The organism is Kitasatospora sp. NPDC040550 (genome assembly GCF_055594965.1).
In genome coordinates this window covers 28,945-44,883 of the sequence record NZ_JBVIWC010000002.1, presented here as the reverse complement: position 1 = coordinate 44,883, position 15,939 = coordinate 28,945, and the positions used below count along the sequence as shown (strand labels likewise).

Here is a 15,939-nt window from a genome sequence, read left to right as displayed (position 1 = left end):
CCCCCGATGCGCTTCCCGTTCTCCTCCCGCCCCGCCCCCACCCCCGCCGCCGCCCGGCCCGCCGTGGCGGACGGCGCGACCCTGCTGGAGGCCGTCGGCCTCACCAAGTCCTACGCCGGCGCCGACGGCGAGCTCCCGGTGCTCTCCGGGATCGACCTCACCGTCCGGGCCGGCGAGATCGTCGCCCTGCTCGGCCGCTCCGGCTCCGGCAAGTCCACCCTGCTGCGCTGCCTGGCCGGCCTGCTGCCGCCCAGCTCCGGCAGCGTCCGCTACCGCGGCACCCCCCTCACCGGCGCCAACCCGGGCACCGCGCTCGTCTTCCAGACCTTCGCCCTGCTGCCCTGGCTGACCGTCCGGCAGAACGTCGAACTCGGCCTGGAGGCGCGCGGGGTGCCCCCGCGCGAGCGCGCCCGGGCCGCTGACCAGGCGATCGAACTGATCGGCCTGACCGGCTTCGAGAACGCCTACCCCAAGGAGCTCTCCGGCGGCATGCGCCAACGCGTCGGCTTCGCCCGGGCCCTGGTCGTCGAACCCGACGTGCTGATGATGGACGAACCGTTCTCCGCGCTCGACGTGCTCACCGCCGAGAACCTGCGCGGCGAACTCATGGAACTGTGGGACTCCGGCCAGTTCCCCACCCGCGCCGTCGTCCTGGTCACCCACAACATCGAGGAGGCGGTACTGACGGCCGACCGCGTCGTCGTCCTCGGCTCCCGCCCGTACGGCACCATCCGGGAGACCGTCGACGTCGGCCTGGAACGGCCGCGCGACCGCGACTCCCCCGCCTTCGACGAACTCGTCGACCGGGTCTACCGGATCATGACCGGGCGGCCCAAGGACCCCCGGACCGCCGGCCGGCCCGAGCCCGGCCGTACCGAACCGGGCCCCACCGAACCGGACCCCACCGAACCTGACCGCCCCGACCGCCGGACCGTCGCCAACACCCCGCTGCCCAGCGCCAGCGTGGACGGCCTCTCCGGCCTCGCCGAGATGATCGCCCACCGCGCCGGCCGCTGCGACCTCGCCGACCTCGCCGACCAACTCGGCCTCGACATCGACGACATGCTCCCCCAGGTCGACGCCCTCGACCTGCTCGGCTTCGCCGAGATCCACGGCGACGACCTCCTGCTCACCGAGGACGGCACCGCCTTCGCCCACGCCGACGTCCAGGACTCCCGCGCGCTCTTCGCCGGCGCCGCCCTCGACGTCCCCCTGGTCAAGCTGATCGCCAACAGCCTCGGCGGCGAACCCGGCGCCACCGTCCGGGCCGGCTTCCTCCGCGACCTCCTCGCCCACCACTACACCAGCGAACAGGTCGACCGGCAGCTGGAGACCGCCACCGACTGGGGCCGCTACGCGGGCCTGTTCGGCTACGACGCGGCCCGGCGGGAATACCGGTCGGAGGAGGCGTAGGGCGGGGACAATGCCGTGGAACTCCCTTACGCCGAACGGACGGAGCACACCGTGACCAGTGCGCCACTTCCTCGGCACCGGCAGGAGCGGTGGGCGCGGCTGGATGTGGCGGCCCGGCGGCCGGGAGGCCACCGGGCCGTTCGGAGGAGGGTTCTGACTTATCGCCAGGAAGGAACGATCGAGAGCCGGGCGGTGTTCGGGGCGACGTCGCAGAAGTAGGTGATCGCCTCACCCCGGGCCACGTAGTCCTGGCCGGCCGCGGCGCACGCGGCGCCGCTCGGGTACATGCCGATGTAGACGAAGCCGGCGGCCTGCGCGGACGGCGCGGCCAGCAGCGCGCCGACGGCCAGTAGTCCGGTCAGACTCAGGGTCGAAATCGCTTTGCGCATGGGCGTGTTGCTGCCTTCCTGTTCCGGTGGCAAGGGCTCCGGTCGTGATGATTCGGTGCCCGGTGGGCAGCAGCCTCGTGCACCGGCGGGCGGAGGGCAATGGTCGAGACCAATTCGGCCGGAAGCCGCCGGGACCGCCCGGGTGGCGGACGTCCGGGGCGCGCCGGCACCGACCTCCGTCCGTCGACGAAGGACCGCGCCTCCCCGCCCCGAGGACCCCTCGGGGCGGGGCGGCCACCCGGCGGGGCGGGCGCGCGGGCACCCGCGCGTTCCGGCCAGTGGTCCAGACCAATTGGGCATGCTCAGCACAACCCGGACCGGCCCCGGCTCAGCCCGTCGGGCCGGTCGCCGGGCGGCGGCGCACCCCCCGGACGGCGCGGGCGGCCCGGGCGAAGGGCTGCTCCGCCGGGTCGGCGGCCGCGGCCGCACCGTCACCGCCGCCGTCACCACCGCTGCGGTCCGGCAGGTCGTTGGCGATCACGGCGGCCTCGGTCAGCAGCCCGCGCACCTCGGTGGCCCGGTAGAAGATCCGCGTTCCCTCCCGGCGGGCCACCACCAGCCCCGCCGCCCGCAGCTTCGCCAGGTGCTGCGACGTGGCCGCCACGTGGGCGCCCAACAGCTCGGCCAGCTCGCTGACCGGCAGCTCCCGGCGGCTCAACGCCCACAGCAACCGGTACCGCGACGGGTCGGCCACCGCTTTCAGCACCGCCACCGCCCGCTCGGCCGCATCCGCGTCCCAGGCCTCGTCCCTCGCACCACCCATACGGCGATCGTACCGACGCCCGCCCCACCCCCGCCCCCGGCGAGCACCCCGCACCGGCAGCACGGCCCCCGCACCGGAAGTCGGCCCCGCCGACTTTCCGTGGTCTACTCCGCGCGGGTTCCGTCCAGGTAGGCGAGTACGGCCAGGACGCGGCGGTTGTCGTCGTCGGAGGCGCCGAGGTCGAGCTTGGCGAAGATGTTGGAGGTGTGCTTGCTGACCGCGCCCTCGCTGAAGTGCAGCCGCTGGGCGATCGCGGCGTTGGAACGGCCCTCGGCCATCATCGCGAGCACGTCGCGTTCGCGCGGGGTCAGCATCGCGAGCGGCTCGTCGTAGGCGTTGCGGGCCAGCAGGCGGGTGATCACCTGGGGGTCCATGACGGTGCCGCCGGCCGCGACGGTGTGGACGGCGTCGACGAACTGGTCGGCCTTGGAGACCCGGTCCTTGAGCAGGTAGCCGACGCCGCCCGCGCAGTCGGCGATCAGCTCCCGGGCGTAGAGCTGCTCGACGTGCTGGGAGAGGACCAGCACCGGCAGTCCGGGCTGTTCGCGGCGGGCCGCCAGCGCCGCCTGGAGGCCCTCGTCGGAGTAGGTGGGGGGCAGCCGGACGTCGACCACGGCGATGTCGGGGCGGTGCTCGGCGAGCGCGGCGGACAGTTCCGGCCCGCTCTCCACGGCGGCGACGATGTCGTGGCCGTGGGCGCTCAGCAGGAGTTCGAGTCCGTCCCTCAGCAGGACGAGGTCCTCGGCGAGGACAACACGCACGGTAGCTCCATGATCAGCCTGGTCGGGCCCCCCGGGGGGCTGGTCAGCGTGAGCGTACCGTCGAACACCGCCAGCCTGCGCTGGATGCCCCGCAGACCGCTGCCGCCCTCCGGGTCGGCGCCGCCCCGGCCGTCGTCGGCGACCTCGGCGCGGAGCAGTCCGGCGGCGTGGGTGAGCTCCACCGTGGCGTGCCGGGCGTCGCCGTGCTTGACCGCGTTGGTGAGCGCCTCGCTGACCGCGAAGTACACCGCCGACTCCACCGGTGCCTCGGCCCGCCCGGGCAGTTCGGCCCGGACCTCGACCTTCAACGGCACGTCCAGCGCGAGCGCCCGGATCCCTTCGGCGAGCCCGCGTTCGGCGAGCACCGGCGGGTGGATGCCGCGCACCAGGTCGCGCAGCTCCTGCAGGGCCTGGGTGACGTTCTCCTGGGCGTCCGTCACCACCTGCTTCGCCCTCTCCGGGTCCCGGTCGATCAGCGGCACCACCGCGCCGAGCCGCAGGCTGACGGCGACCAGCCGGGCCTGGGCGCCGTCGTGCAGGTCCCGTTCGATCCGGCGCAGCTCGGCGGCCTGCGCCTCGGTGGCGTCCAGCCGGATCTCGGTGAGCTGCTCGACCCGATGGGCCAGCCGGGAGCGCTCGGTGGGGCCGAGCAGGGCACGGGTCCACAGACCGTGCAGGCGCAGCGCGGGCCCGGCGAGGGCGAGACCGGCGGGCACCAGGACCAGGCCGAGCAGCGGTCCGAGCAGCCCGGGCAGCGGCAACAGCCCGTAGCCGGGGCCGGGTTCGGGCAGTACGGGCTGCGCCAGCCCGTACAGGCCGTAGCCGGTCAGCAGGACGGGCGTGGCCGCGACGGCGCCGCCGATCAGCGGGTCGACCAGCAGCCAGCCGGCGTCCCGCCAGGTCGCCGGGTCGTTCCAGAGCCAGCGCAGCTTGAGCGCGAAGCCCGCGAACCAGCGGTTCTTGTGGTAGTCGTGACCGGTCCAGAACCAGCCGTGCAGGGTGCGTTCCAGCGCCGGGCGCGGCACGTACGGCACCGGTACGGGCACCTGCGACCAGTGGCCGGAGGCCCAGCGGGCGGCGGTGGCGGCGGAGCGGACCACCCGGGTCGTCACCGGGAACAGCGGGACCATCCCGACACCGACCCAGAGCAGGAACGAGACCAGGAAGAGCACGGCCAGCACCGCGCCGACCGGGATCAGCAGGGTGAGGACGGTGAGGCGGCCGAGCGCCCGGAGGGCGGTGCGCAGCGCCTCGGCGCCTCGGGACTGCGGGGTGCTCACGGGGTGGGCCTCCGGTCGGCTCGACGGTTCTGTGCGGTGTCCTGCGGTGCTGCGTCCTGCTGTGCTGCGTCCTGCGGTGCGGTGCTGTGTCCTGCTGTGCTGTGCTGTGCCGTGCTGGACGATCATGATGGCAGCCCGGCAACCGGCCCGACTCAGCTGCCCGTTGCCCGCTCGGCCGCCTGCTTGGCCCGGATCAGCCGGTACACCCCCACGAAGCACCCCGTGCCCAGCAGGATGAACCCCGCCGCGACCGGCACCTGCCAGGCGGGCGGCAGGTACAGGGCCAGGAACCAGCTCCGGTTGGCGGGCGCGAGCAGCGACATGGCCAGCGCCACCCCGCCCTGCGGGGCCGTGCTCAGTACCCCGGCCGTGACCAGCAGCCCGGCGGCCGCGGTCCGGCGGCGGGAGAGGCGGTCCAGCAGGTCCTGCTCCTCCGGCGAGCGGTCCACGGACCCGGCCGCCCGACGGGCGCCCTTGCGCATCACGTCCAGCAGTTCCGGGCCGCGGGTCTCCAGCCGGCGCCGGGCCGCCCGGCCCATCCACCAGGCGTACAGCAGCCCGGTGGCCAGGCCGACCGCCGTCCCCGCCCAGCGCAGCGGCGCGCTGTGCAGCAGCGTCCCGGCCAGCACCACGCCGGTGGCCGGCAGCGCGGCGAACAGCTGGAGCAGCAGGACGGCGAGGCTCTGCATCCGGACCTGGTCGCCGCTCTCGTCGCTGAACCCGTCCAGCGGGTTGCCGCCCGGCCGGTCCGGGAACGGCGCCGGGCCGAGCAGTGACATCAGCGGCACCAGCCCGGCGCCCGCGCCGAGCACGGCCGGCAGGGCGGCCAGCAGCCAGGGCCAGGCCCAGCCGTTCGGGACGGCCACCGTCCCGGCGACGGTGAGCAGCAGTGCGGCCGGGCCGACCAGCAGCAGCCAGGCCGACTGCCGGGCCCGGACGTCGATCCGCTCGGCGCCGGGGGCGACCAGGGTCAGCCAGAGGGCTCCGGCGTCCAGCCCGTACAGGCTGGAGCCGAGCGCGCCGGCGTACAGCGCCAGGACCACGCCCATCCACGGCAGTACGGTCGGGAAGCCGCCGAGCACCGGCAGCAGGCCGGTGAACAGGCCGGCCCACAGGGCGATCCGCAGGAAGCGGGCCCGGCGCGGGTCGCGCGCCCACAGGCGCAGCTCCTTGCCGAGGACGGCGCCCCCGGGGGTGTCCGGGAGGAGCCGCGGGCGGCCGCGCCGACGGACCGCGGGCCGTCCGCCACCCGCCGTGCCGCGCACCAACTGCCGGGCCAGCAGGGCCGTCCAGGCGGCGAACAGCAGCCCGCACAGGGCGAGCAGTCCGCCCAGGCAGGCGCCGACCAGGGCCCAGTCGGAGCGCCGGGCGGCGTCCACGGCGACCACCGACCAGCCGGAGGGCAGGACGCGCACCACCGTGCCGATGGTCGGCGCCCAGTGGCCGCCCAGCAGCTCGAGGAAGAAGGCGATCCCGAACCAGCCGGTGTTCAGGAACCCGCACACCAGGCCGACCAGCAGCGCCGACAGCTCCCAGCCCAGCCGCGACCGGGCCACCCTGCCCAGGCCCTGCACGCCGAGCTTGGCGAGCACCACCACGAACAGCAGGTGGAGCAGCATGGCGGGCACGGCGACCAGCGCGGGCAGCAGCCCCAGCCCGGCGCCGAACACCACCAGCACGGCGAAGGCGACCAGGGCGACCGCCGGGGTGACTCCGACGAACGAGGCGGCCAGCAGGCCCAGCGCCAGCCGGCGCGGGGGCTGGGGCACCAGCGCGAAGTACGACAGCCGCAGGGTCGGGTCCCCGCCGGTGAGGGTCGGCCCGACCGCCCAGCCGACCGTCCAGACCAGCAGCACCAGGGCGATCGTGCCCACCCCGGCCTCCGGCACCGGGAAGTCCACCAGGCCCAGCAGCGCCGTGCCCACGGCCGCCAGGCCGCCGCACACCCCGCCCGCGATCAGGCTCGCGGCCCGCGGGCCGGACATCGACCGCCGCAGCACGGCCAGCTTCATCCCGGTCAGGACGGCAACCGGGTTCGGCACCCCCTCGGAGTTCCGCACACCCCCGGGATTCACGACGCCAGCCACGACAGCCCCTCCTCCCCACCGGTACGGGCGCCGACCAGCTCGACGAAGACGTCCTCCAGCCCCCGCCCGGCCCGCACCTCCGCCACCGGCCCGGCCGCCAGCACCCGGCCCCCGGCGATCACCCCGACGTGGTCGCACAGCTGCTCCACCAGCGCCATCACGTGGCTGGAGAACACCACCGACCCGCCCGAGGCGACGAAGCGCCGCAGGATCGCCCGGATCGTCGCCGCCGACACCGGGTCGACCGCCTCGAAGGGCTCGTCCAGCACCAGCAGCCGCGGCGCGTGCAGCAGCGCCGTCGCCAGGCCGATCTTCTTGCGCATCCCGGTCGAGTAGTCGATCACCGGGGTGTCCCCGGCCCCGTCCAGCTCCAGCACGGCCAGCAGCTCCGCCGCCCGCGCGTCCACCGTCGCCCCCGGCAGCCCGCGCAACCGCCCCAGGTAGTGCAGCAGTTCGGGCCCGCTCAGCCGCTCCGGCAGCATCATCCCGTCCGGCAGCACCCCCACCAGCGCCTTGGCCCGCACCGGGTCGCTCCACACGTCGACCCCGAGGATCGCCGAACTCCCGGCATCCGGCCGCAGCAACCCGACCGCCATCGACAGCGCGGTGGTCTTCCCCGCCCCGTTCGGCCCGACCAGCCCGTAGAACGACCCGCTCGGCACCACCAGGTCCACCCCGTCCACGGCCACGTGCGCCCCGAACCGCTTCCGCAGCCCCGACAGCCGCAGCGCCGGCGCCCCCTCCTCCACCGCACCCCGCACGACGCCCTCCCCGCTCCTCACGGCCACCCGTCCCGGGCGGCTCGTGATCGAATCTAGGGACACCGGGCCGACGGCAGAATCCACCTGCCCCCCAGGTGGGGGTGGGCCTGGCCCCACCTACACGTCGGCCCCCAAGACAACGAGGCTCTGTCCTCCCTCTCGGGAGGACAGAGCCTCACTGCTCAGCACCAGTGTTCAGGACAGGTGCAGGACCAGCGCGTGGACGGCAATCGCAACACCGCCCAGGAAGCCCAGGCCGGAGATAACAATGAGCACCCAGCCCACGAGCTTGTAAATATCCACCGGAGTTTCGGTGGACGGCTGTGCGAACAAATTCCTGAAACCCCTGTAGTCCACGACGATGGCTATGCCGAGGCAGAGAGGGACCAGAAACAGCAGGACACCCAGAAACCGCACCTGAACTCCCAAACCTGACGCAGGAAATGATCTGATCAAACAGGAACCAGTCCAGCCCGAGGATGCTACCAGACCAGCGCCGCCAGCCCCGCCGATCAGTGCACTACTTCGGGGAGTCATAACCGAAATCCCAGTGGAATATGTCCGCATGCACCCCTCCCAGCGGCGGCCCTTGAATTGCCATGCCAGCCCCAGCCGCATAGCCGAACTGATGGAACGACTTCCCTTCGGCGTTCGACTCGTACGAATATGAACCACCGATCACGCCGTCGGCATACGTCACGCTCCCCTTGGCGGTGGCCCCGTCCTTTGGACCCGCAGTATTCCACCCCGCCGAAACCCCGAGAAGCCCTCCGCCCCTGAAGGGGAACGGACTCTTCACACCAGCGATCGTCCCGGGCGTCACACCGCCGGTCCAGTTGACGGAAACGTTACCCGCCTGAACACTGGCATTCACGCATCCAACGAAACAGATGCTGCCGCCGACGTACACGTGGTCCCACGCCTTCTTAATGGCATTGAACGGATTCGGCGCGCCGCCGTTGCCGGTCTTCTGGTCATGGTTCTTGTAGTTGTCGCCGTCAGCGATGGACTTCTCCAACTTCTTCATTCGCGGGTCATCATCGCTGTCGTATCCAAGCGTCTGGCAGAGCGAATGGCAGTACTGTTCCCGCGCCTCCCGCGCCTTCCGCCCTTCGCGCTCCCTCAACTTTCGATCGGCTTCACGATCTTGCATGGCGGCGGCCACGAGGATGGTGTCCGGCTGTTCGCACTGGTAGTTCTGGAACTGCGGGCCGCAGCCGTCCGGCCTCATCCCGGTCGGGTCCCATTGGTTCACCGGGTCGCCGGTGCTGTAGGAGTAGGCGTTCCACTGCTGAGGATCGGCCGGATCGAGGATCGGATCCGGGCTGAGGAAGCGGCCGGTGCTGGGCTGGTACTGGCGGGCGCCCAGGTTGGTGAAGCCGGTCGCGTCGTCCTTGGGGCCGCCGACGTAACCCTTGTCGCCGGCCCAGGTGTTGGGCGACCCGGAGCCGCGGAGGACACCGAAGGGGTCGGTCCACCGGCGGTCCACGGTGGTGGACGCCGAGTCGATGGACAGGGTGCCGGTGCCGTGGTGGTCGGCGAGCTGGTACGTCAGCTTGCTCGCGCCCTGGCGGACCAGGGTGATGCCGCCGGGCAGGGCGTAGTAGCGGGTGCCGGTGCTGGTCTTGGATCCGGTGTCGTAGGTGAGTTCGTCTCCGCCGCCGAGGTTGACGGTGACCTTGCCGGGGTTGCGGCGGATCAGCTGGTTGCCGTCGGCGTCGTAGACGTAGCCGGGAGAACACCACCGACCCGCCCGAGGCGACGAAGCGCCGCAGGATCGCCCGGATCGTCGCCGCCGACACCGGGTCGACCGCCTCGAAGGGCTCGTCCAGCACCAGCAGCCGCGGCGCGTGCAGCAGCGCCGTCGCCAGGCCGATCTTCTTGCGCATCCCGGTCGAGTAGTCGATCACCGGGGTGTCCCCGGCCCCGTCCAGCTCCAGCACGGCCAGCAGCTCCGCCGCCCGCGCGTCCACCGTCGCACCCGGCAGCCCGCGCAACCGCCCCAGGTAGTGCAGCAGTTCGGGCCCGCTCAGCCGCTCCGGCAGCATCATCCCGTCCGGCAGCACCCCCACCTGCACCCCGGACCGGGGTGGGCCTGGCCCCACCCCGGTCCGGTGGACGAAAGAGCGGTGCCCCGCCTCCCCGGCCGGGGGGCGGGGCACCGCCGGGTCACGCTCGGCCGCTCAGCACTGCACCGGCGAGCCCACCTTCTCCAGGTTGAGGTCGATACGCTCCTCGGCCTGGTGACCGTCCCGCTGGACGACCGCCCGGTACTGGCCCTGGAGTTCCCTCGGAACGGCAACGGTGTAGACATGGCGAGCCACACCCTCGACCGTGATCGAGTACCCCTGTCGGACCTGGAAGTCCCGGCCCTGACAGGAGAGGTGGTCAACCGTCTCACCGCTGGACATCAGCATCACCGACCACTGGCCGTGATAGAGCCCGGCGTCCAGGACAGTGCCGACGCCGGGAGCGCGCCGTGCGGCCATCTCGCCGAACGGGACGCACGGACCGGCCGACACCTGTTCCGAAGCGGTACAGAGGTCGCCGGACTTCTCGGCCTGCCAGATCAGCTCGGGCCCGTAGCCGCTGTCGTATCGGAGGACCGTGAACTCACCAGCCGGAGCATTGCCGTTCTCCTTCGCCAGACGCAGGATCGTCTGCCTCGACTCGGCCGAAACCGTCGGCCCGGCATTGCTCTCTCCGGACGACGCCGAAGGCTCACTCACGGCGCTTTCCGAGACGGTGGCCGCACCCTGCTCTCCGGACACCCCGGTACAGGCGCAGGCGCCGAACATCAGGCCCACGAGAACAGTACGAAGCTTCCCCGGGAAGCCCGCCACGCTGGCCATTCCTCCTCCTTTCAACCGACTGTCGATGCCCGGAACCGGCACCGCTACGGCTCGTTGATGTCCCTCACCACTTGGGACTGGCTGTAGACGACCGGGGTCCACCCGTTGAGGTAGACGGTCGCCCATTCCTTCGTCGATACGGTGCCGTCGTCGTGGTAGTACGTGGTCCGGTACTCCCGCGTGGTGTACGCGGGCGGCCAGGTGGTACATGCCATCCCGGGGAGGCGCGCAGAAGCTTGGCCCCGACCGTCAAGTCGGTCACGGGCTGCGTGTCCTCGTGCAGCACCTCCGTCGAGTGGCCTGCGACGCCTGGTCCGTCGGAGACCTTGTTCTCCGCGGATTGAAGGTCCAGGGGCTTCGCCAGAGCCTTCTTGACGAAGGCAATGTAACCCGCCTTGCGGATCGGGTCTGCAAAAAGAACGGTGTAACTCCCGATCAAGGAAGTAGCACCTGATGACAGACGTGATCGTCTCCGCCGAGGCCGTGGAGGCCGTGCGGCCGGTGGAGTTGCAGCCGGACGCCCTTGACGACCAGTTGATCGGGCAGCTGGTCGACCGGGCTCGTGCTAGCGGGCTGCAGCTCACCGGCGCCGAGGGCCTGCTCCAGCAGCTGACGAAGAAGATCCTGGAGTCCGCACTCGAAGGCGAGATGACGGAGCACCTCGGCTACGAGAGACCATCTCGACCGTCACCGACCAGGTGATCGAGGGCATGGCCGAGTGGCAGAACCGTCCGCTGGACCCGGTCTATCCGGTGGTCTTCATCGACTGCGTCCACGTGAAGCTCCGCGACGGCCAGGTCGCCAACCGGCCGATCGACGTGGCGCTCGCGGTCACGGTCGAAGGCATCCGGGAGATCCTCGGGCTGTGGGCCGGCGACGGCGGGGAGGGAGCCAAGTACTGGCTGCACGTCCTGACCGAGATCAAGAACCGCGGCGTCGCGGACGTGTGCATGGTCGTCTGCGACGGTCTCAAGGGCCTGCCCGACGCCATCGGCACGGTCTGGCCGCAGGCCGTCACCCAGACCTGCGTCGTGCACCTGATCCGGGCCTCGTTCCGCTACGCGGCCCGCCAGGACTGGGACAAGATCTCCAAGGCCCTCAAGCCCGTCTACACGGCGCCGACCGAGGACGCCGCCTTGGAGCGGTTCGTCGAGTTCAGCGAGGCCTGGGGCAGGAAGTATCCGGCGATCGTGCGGCTCTGGGAGAACGCCTGGGCCGAGTTCGTGCCGTTCCTGAGCTTCGACGTCGAGGTCCGCCGGGTCATCCGCACCACGAACGCGATCGAGTCCGTCAACCCCCGGATCCGCAAGGCCGTCCGCTCGCGCGGGCACTTCCCGAACGAGCAGGCGGCCCTGAAGTGCGTCTACATGGCGATCATGTCCCTCGACCCGACCGGTGACGGCCGAAAGCGCTGGATGACGCGCTGGAAGGCAGCGTTGAACGCCTTCGAGATCGCCTTCACGGCCGTCTCTCCGCCGGCCGTCGTTAACTCGACCCAACCGAGTTAGACCGTTCGCTGGACAGACCCCAGCCGGAGTCCATCCGGCGGCGACCGGCGTCGTTTGCGGCGACCGGCGTCGGATCTCCCCGGGGATTTGCCCCGGCACCACCCGGTGTGATCAACCTGCTTCTCCGAGTAAGGTCCAGCCACGGCCGGGGTACCGGTCGGTGACGAACCCTCCGGAGCCGAGGAGTGTGACCGTGCCCGAGCAGGACCGGCAGGCAGGCCAGTTCGAGCACCTGCGGCCGCGGATGAGGGCCCTCGCGTACCCGCTGCTGGGCTCGCACGCGGAGGCGGAGGTCGCGGTGCGGGAGGTGTGGGTCAGGCTCGGCCGGATCGATCCGGCGGAGGTGGCGGACCTGGCCGAGTGGTTGACGACGGTGACGGGGCGGGTCTGCCTGGGTCTGCTGGGTGCGCGGGACGCCGGGCCGCGGCGGGTGCCGGAGGTGGTGGCCGGGCCCGCGCTCCCGGTGCCGGCGGACGGGTCGGTCGGGCCCGCGTTGCTGGCCGCGCTGGACGCGCTGGCCCCCGCCGAGCGGGTCGCCTTCGTGCTGCACGAGGTGTTCCGGCTGCCCGTCGACCTGGTCGCGACCGCCCTCGACCGGACCACCGCGGACACCCGCGGGCTCGCCGAGCAGGCCCGCCGCCGGGTGCACGGGGCCCGCGCGGCGGGCGCCGAGGGCGGCCCGGCCGGCCGGCGACGGTGGTGGTGGACGCCTTCGATCCGGCGCCCCGCGACCGGGACCGGGACCGTGCGGCACTGACGGCCCGCCCGGCTCAGCTGCCCGCGGTGTCCAGGCGGTGGCGCTGGTCCTGGTCGAGGGCCAGGTCCAGGGCGGCCAGGCTCTCCTCCAGTTGGGCGACCGAGCCGACGCCGATCACCGGGACGGTGGGGACGGGGTGCCCGATCAGCCAGGCCAGGACGACCTGGTTGACGGTGGCGCCGGTCTCCTCCGCGACCTCGGCCAGGGCCGCGAGCCGGGCCTCGGTGCCGGGCCGGCGGTACTCCTCGGGCAGCGGGCGGTCGGGGCGGGTGTAGGAGCCGCCGAGGAGCGGCGAGTAGGCGAGCAGGGTGAGGTCCGGCCGGGCCGCGAGGTGGGCCAGCAGGGCCCGGTCGGCGTGCCGCTGGATGCCGAGGTCCGCGCCGGGCCGGGGTTGCAGGAGGCTGTGCCGCTGCTGGACGCACCGGTAGCCGGGCCAGCCGCGCGCGTCGGCGAGGTCGTTGGCCGCGGCGAGGTCGGCGGCGCGGTGGTTGCTGCAGCCGAGGGCGGTGACCTTGCCGTCGGCGACCAGGCCGGCGAAGGCGCCCATGGTCTCCTCGACGGGGGTGGCCGGGTCCGTGACGTGGGCGTAGTAGAGGTCGATCCGGTCGGTGCCGAGCCGGCGCAGGCTGCCCTCGGCGGCGCTGCGCAGGGCCGGGGCGGAGAGGCCTTCGAGGTGTTCGGGGTAGGGCAGTCCGGGGACGGGACGGGCGCCCGCCTTGGTGGCGAGGACGAGCCGGTCGCGGTTGCGGCGGCGGGCGGTCCAGCGGCCGAGGAGCTCCTCGCTCTCGTGGCCGGTGCCGCCGGGCGCCCAGAATGCGTAGTTGTTCGCGGTGTCGATGAACGTCCCGCCGGCCTCGGTGAACCGGTCGAGGATCGCGGTGGCGGTCCGCTCGTCGACGGTGGTGCCGAAGGTCATCGCGCCGAGGCACAGCGCGCTCACCTTCGGTCCGTCGACTCCCAGGCTGCGGTGCAGCATCGGTGTTCCCCTCCCCCGGGTCCGAAGGGTTCGACCCTACGGCGTCCGCCGTCCGGCCGCGAGCACGATCCCGGCGCAGGTGCTGCCCAGCAGGGCGCCGGCCAGGACGTCGCCCGGGTAGTGGACGCCGGTGTGCACCCGGGAGTAGCCGACGGCGGCGGCGAGCAGGCCGAGCGGGGCGGCGGCAGCGGGCAGCAGGGTGCCGACGGCGGTGGCCAGGGCGAAGGCGGAGGCGGTGTGGCCGGAGGGGAAGGAGGCGCTGGCCGGCATCGGGACGTGCCGGCCCAGCACCACCCGGGCGGCCTCCCGGTCCGGGCGGGGCCGGCGGACCAGCTGCTTGCCGAGGACGTTGGCTGTGAAGGAGGCGAGGGCGACGGCGGCCGCGCCGGTCAGCCCGGCGCGGCGGCAGCGGCCGGGGACGAGGGCCAGGGCGGCGGCGACGGAGAGGTTGATCTTCGAGTGGTCGGCGGCCGCGGAGAGGGTGCGCAGGGCGGAGTCGAGGGCGGGGGTGTCGGTGGCGGCGACGGCGGCGTAGAGCGCCGCGTCGAGCGCGGTGAGGTCGCGCAGGACCGGGCCGGTCATCGGTGGCCTCCGGTGGGCGGGGCGGCCTCCGTCGGGTGCGTACCCGCACCGGACAGGGCCAGCCGGGTGACGTCGCGCCAGTCCAGCGGGTGGGCGTGGGCCCGCTGGGCCGGGTCCGCGCCGGGGCGCTCGCGCGGGACGCGGACCCGTAGGGCGCGGTGCTGCAGGGTGCAGACGACCGGGGTCGGCAGGGTCAGCGCCTCGCCGTCGACGGCGACGGGGATCTCGGGAACGTCGGCGTGCACGGTGACCTGCCGCGCCGAGAGCAGGGTCAGTGCGGCGGCCCGCTCGCCGAGCAGGACGAGTTCGGCGGCCTGGGCCGCGCCGTCGACCCGGACGCCGACGACGCCCAGCAGGCCCTCGTCCAGCCGGGGGCGGCGGCCGAGGTCGACGGGGTCGGGGGCGGCGTACGGGTTGTTGCTGACGAGCAGGGCCTGCGGGGCGTCGATGCGGTGCCCGTCGGCGCGGGCGGTGAGGTTGGGCCCGGCCTCGCCGGTCAGCAGGTCGGGCAGGGCGTCGAGGGCGGTGGCGGTCTTGGCGTCGCGGTACTCGGGGCTCTGCACGATCTGGGCGTAGGCGCCGAAGGAGACGGTGTTGACGAAGGTCCGGTCGCCGACCCGGCCCAGGTCGACGGTGAGTTCGACGCCGTCGCGGAGGGCGTCGAGGCAGGTGGCGGGGTCGGTGCGGTCGAGGCCGAGGTCCATCGCGAAGTGGTTGCGGGTCCCGGCGGAGATGACCAGGAACGGCAGGCCGTGTTCGGCGGCGACGGCCGCGACCAGGGCCTGGGTGCCGTCGCCGCCGGCCACGCCGAGCAGGTCGGCGCCGTCGGCGATCGCCCGGCGGGCGAGTTCGGCGACGTCCTGCTCGGCGGAGGTGTCGAGCAGGACCACCCGGGCGCCCAGTTCCTCGGCGCGCCGGACCAGGTCGAAGCGTTCGACCTTCCCGCCGCCGGACTTCGGGTTCATGATCAGGACGGGCTGCCGTGGCGGCGGGGTCTCCCGGACGGGCATCGGGCGCGGCGGCCGGGCGGCGCGCAGCGCGGCGCGGGCGAAGGCGAGGGCGGCGAGCCAGAGCGCCACGGCGGTCACCGTGAGCGCCAGCACCCCGGCGTCGTAGGCGAGCAGGACGCCGACGGCGGGCGCGCCGACGGCCAGCAGCGCGCCGATCAGCCGCCACAGGGCCCGCCGGGTGATCGCCCACCAGACGCCGACGGCCGTCACCACCAGACCGACGAACTCGGCGAGCAGCACCAGGAGCCCGTGCGGGCCGGTGAAGGCGAGCACGACCACGGCGGCCAGTGCGCACAGCAGGGCGAGCCGCGCGAGCCACCGCGGCCGGCGCCGATCCACGACGTCCTCCACCGATCCGCCGGCCCCCGACCCTCCGGCCCCCGACCCGCCGACCGTCGACCCGCTCCCCTTCGACCCGCTCCCCATCGACCCGCCCGCCATCGACCCGCCCTCCTCCGTTCGGCCCCGTCCGGTCCGGTCACCGTAACCTGAGGGCCCGTTCGGGGCGCGTCGAACGGGCCGCACGGCGCGGCCGGTTCAGGAGCCCGGCGGGCCGCTCCCGAATGTCCAAAAACAATTCCGGGGCCGCCCACCGGGGGCCCCGCCCCGGAGAATCCGTCCGGAGCCCCCGGCGGAGCTGGCACGTGCACGAAGCATCTGCGTCAGCAATGGTCAGCCCAGGATCACGTACGATAGCGCGGGGGTTATGGCGAGAATTCGCCGGGCGTACAGAAACCTCCCGCACGGACTGTCCGGTTAATGCTGTGACTGTAGTGTCCACGGGGGAATCTGGTGTATAC

15 protein-coding genes and 2 pseudogenes are annotated in these 15,939 nt (G+C 73.2%); 3 read left to right on the top strand and 14 right to left on the bottom strand.

The genetic code is table 11. From position 1 onward, the window contains the following. The first annotated feature begins 6 nt into the window (after window positions 1-6). Window positions 7-1,413, top strand: coding sequence for an ABC transporter ATP-binding protein (locus tag ACZ58X_RS03010; protein WP_470331926.1), 1,407 nt, complete (start codon window positions 7-9; stop codon window positions 1,411-1,413). 158 nt (window positions 1,414-1,571) lie between these two features. On the opposite strand, the gene ACZ58X_RS03005 is transcribed toward ACZ58X_RS03010, so the two are convergent. The 11 genes and pseudogenes from ACZ58X_RS03005 to ACZ58X_RS02955 form a co-directional block, all read right to left on the bottom strand. Then, entirely contained in the window at window positions 1,572-1,802 is a 231-nt protein-coding gene (locus tag ACZ58X_RS03005; protein ID WP_470331925.1) for a hypothetical protein, read from the bottom strand. Window positions 1,803-2,130: 328 nt separating this feature from the next. Beyond that, the gene (locus ACZ58X_RS03000) at window positions 2,131-2,565 is read right to left on the bottom strand and encodes an ArsR/SmtB family transcription factor (protein WP_470331924.1); all 435 of its coding nucleotides are present in this window, start codon (window positions 2,563-2,565) and stop codon (window positions 2,131-2,133) included. Window positions 2,566-2,669: 104 nt separating this feature from the next. After that, entirely contained in the window at window positions 2,670-3,326 is a 657-nt protein-coding gene (locus ACZ58X_RS02995) for a LuxR C-terminal-related transcriptional regulator (protein WP_470331923.1), read from the bottom strand. Continuing rightward, entirely contained in the window at window positions 3,290-4,606 is a 1,317-nt protein-coding gene (locus ACZ58X_RS02990; protein WP_470331922.1) for a sensor histidine kinase, read from the bottom strand. The genes ACZ58X_RS02995 and ACZ58X_RS02990 overlap by 37 nt, the downstream gene beginning before the upstream one ends. Window positions 4,607-4,758: 152 nt before the next feature. Beyond that, a complete protein-coding gene (locus ACZ58X_RS02985; RefSeq protein ID WP_470331921.1) occupies window positions 4,759-6,693 on the bottom strand; it encodes a hypothetical protein in 1,935 nt (644 codons plus the stop codon). Beyond that, entirely contained in the window at window positions 6,678-7,454 is a 777-nt protein-coding gene (locus tag ACZ58X_RS02980) for an ABC transporter ATP-binding protein (RefSeq protein WP_470331920.1), read from the bottom strand. The genes ACZ58X_RS02985 and ACZ58X_RS02980 overlap by 16 nt, the downstream gene beginning before the upstream one ends. A gap of 195 nt (window positions 7,455-7,649) precedes the next feature. Beyond that, window positions 7,650-7,871: a hypothetical protein gene (locus ACZ58X_RS02975; protein ID WP_470331919.1), complete on the bottom strand. Its 222-nt coding sequence runs from the start codon at window positions 7,869-7,871 to the stop codon at window positions 7,650-7,652. A 103-nt stretch (window positions 7,872-7,974) separates the two neighbouring features. Continuing rightward, a complete protein-coding gene (locus ACZ58X_RS02970) occupies window positions 7,975-9,153 on the bottom strand; it encodes an RHS repeat-associated core domain-containing protein (protein ID WP_470332319.1) in 1,179 nt (392 codons plus the stop codon). 34 nt (window positions 9,154-9,187) lie between these two features. Then, window positions 9,188-9,529 (bottom strand): annotated as a pseudogene (locus ACZ58X_RS02965) (ATP-binding cassette domain-containing protein); the annotation flags it as partial. 108 nt (window positions 9,530-9,637) lie between these two features. After that, a complete protein-coding gene (locus ACZ58X_RS02960) occupies window positions 9,638-10,306 on the bottom strand; it encodes a hypothetical protein (RefSeq protein ID WP_470331918.1) in 669 nt (222 codons plus the stop codon). 44 nt (window positions 10,307-10,350) lie between these two features. Next, the gene (locus ACZ58X_RS02955) at window positions 10,351-10,521 is read right to left on the bottom strand and encodes a hypothetical protein (RefSeq protein WP_470331917.1); all 171 of its coding nucleotides are present in this window, start codon (window positions 10,519-10,521) and stop codon (window positions 10,351-10,353) included. A gap of 247 nt (window positions 10,522-10,768) precedes the next feature. Between ACZ58X_RS02955 and ACZ58X_RS02950 the strand changes: the two are divergent. Both ACZ58X_RS02950 and ACZ58X_RS02945 read left to right on the top strand, forming a co-directional pair. After that, window positions 10,769-11,814, top strand: a pseudogene (locus ACZ58X_RS02950) (IS256 family transposase). A gap of 193 nt (window positions 11,815-12,007) precedes the next feature. Beyond that, window positions 12,008-12,571, top strand: a complete 564-nt coding sequence (locus ACZ58X_RS02945; RefSeq protein ID WP_470331916.1) for a sigma-70 family RNA polymerase sigma factor family protein — start codon at window positions 12,008-12,010, stop codon at window positions 12,569-12,571. 13 nt (window positions 12,572-12,584) lie between these two features. Here ACZ58X_RS02945 and ACZ58X_RS02940 read toward each other — a convergent pair whose 3' ends face one another. From ACZ58X_RS02940 to ACZ58X_RS02930, 3 genes are read right to left on the bottom strand one after another with little or no spacing between them, the layout of a single operon-like run. After that, window positions 12,585-13,547, bottom strand: coding sequence for an aldo/keto reductase (locus tag ACZ58X_RS02940; RefSeq protein ID WP_470331915.1), 963 nt, complete (start codon window positions 13,545-13,547; stop codon window positions 12,585-12,587). Window positions 13,548-13,583: 36 nt separating this feature from the next. Further along, window positions 13,584-14,129, bottom strand: coding sequence for a phosphatase PAP2 family protein (locus ACZ58X_RS02935; protein ID WP_470331914.1), 546 nt, complete (start codon window positions 14,127-14,129; stop codon window positions 13,584-13,586). Continuing rightward, window positions 14,126-15,478, bottom strand: coding sequence for a diacylglycerol/lipid kinase family protein (locus tag ACZ58X_RS02930; protein WP_470331913.1), 1,353 nt, complete (start codon window positions 15,476-15,478; stop codon window positions 14,126-14,128). Before ACZ58X_RS02930 ends, ACZ58X_RS02935 begins: the two co-directional genes overlap by 4 nt. Window positions 15,479-15,939: the final 461 nt, after the last annotated feature.

What these genes read in the sequence shown, in the direction of transcription:
- ACZ58X_RS02940 (WP_470331915.1), bottom strand. Translation starts at nt 13,547, where the DNA reads ATGCTGCACCGCAGCCTGGGAGTCGACGGACCGAAGGTGAGCGCGCTG.
- ACZ58X_RS03010 (WP_470331926.1), top strand. Translation starts at nt 7, where the DNA reads ATGCGCTTCCCGTTCTCCTCCCGCCCCGCCCCCACCCCCGCCGCCGCC.
- ACZ58X_RS03005 (WP_470331925.1), bottom strand. Translation starts at nt 1,802, where the DNA reads ATGCGCAAAGCGATTTCGACCCTGAGTCTGACCGGACTACTGGCCGTC.
- ACZ58X_RS02960 (WP_470331918.1), bottom strand. Translation starts at nt 10,306, where the DNA reads ATGGCCAGCGTGGCGGGCTTCCCGGGGAAGCTTCGTACTGTTCTCGTG.
- ACZ58X_RS02955 (WP_470331917.1), bottom strand. Translation starts at nt 10,521, where the DNA reads ATGGCATGTACCACCTGGCCGCCCGCGTACACCACGCGGGAGTACCGG.
- ACZ58X_RS02935 (WP_470331914.1), bottom strand. Translation starts at nt 14,129, where the DNA reads ATGACCGGCCCGGTCCTGCGCGACCTCACCGCGCTCGACGCGGCGCTC.
- ACZ58X_RS03000 (WP_470331924.1), bottom strand. Translation starts at nt 2,565, where the DNA reads ATGGGTGGTGCGAGGGACGAGGCCTGGGACGCGGATGCGGCCGAGCGG.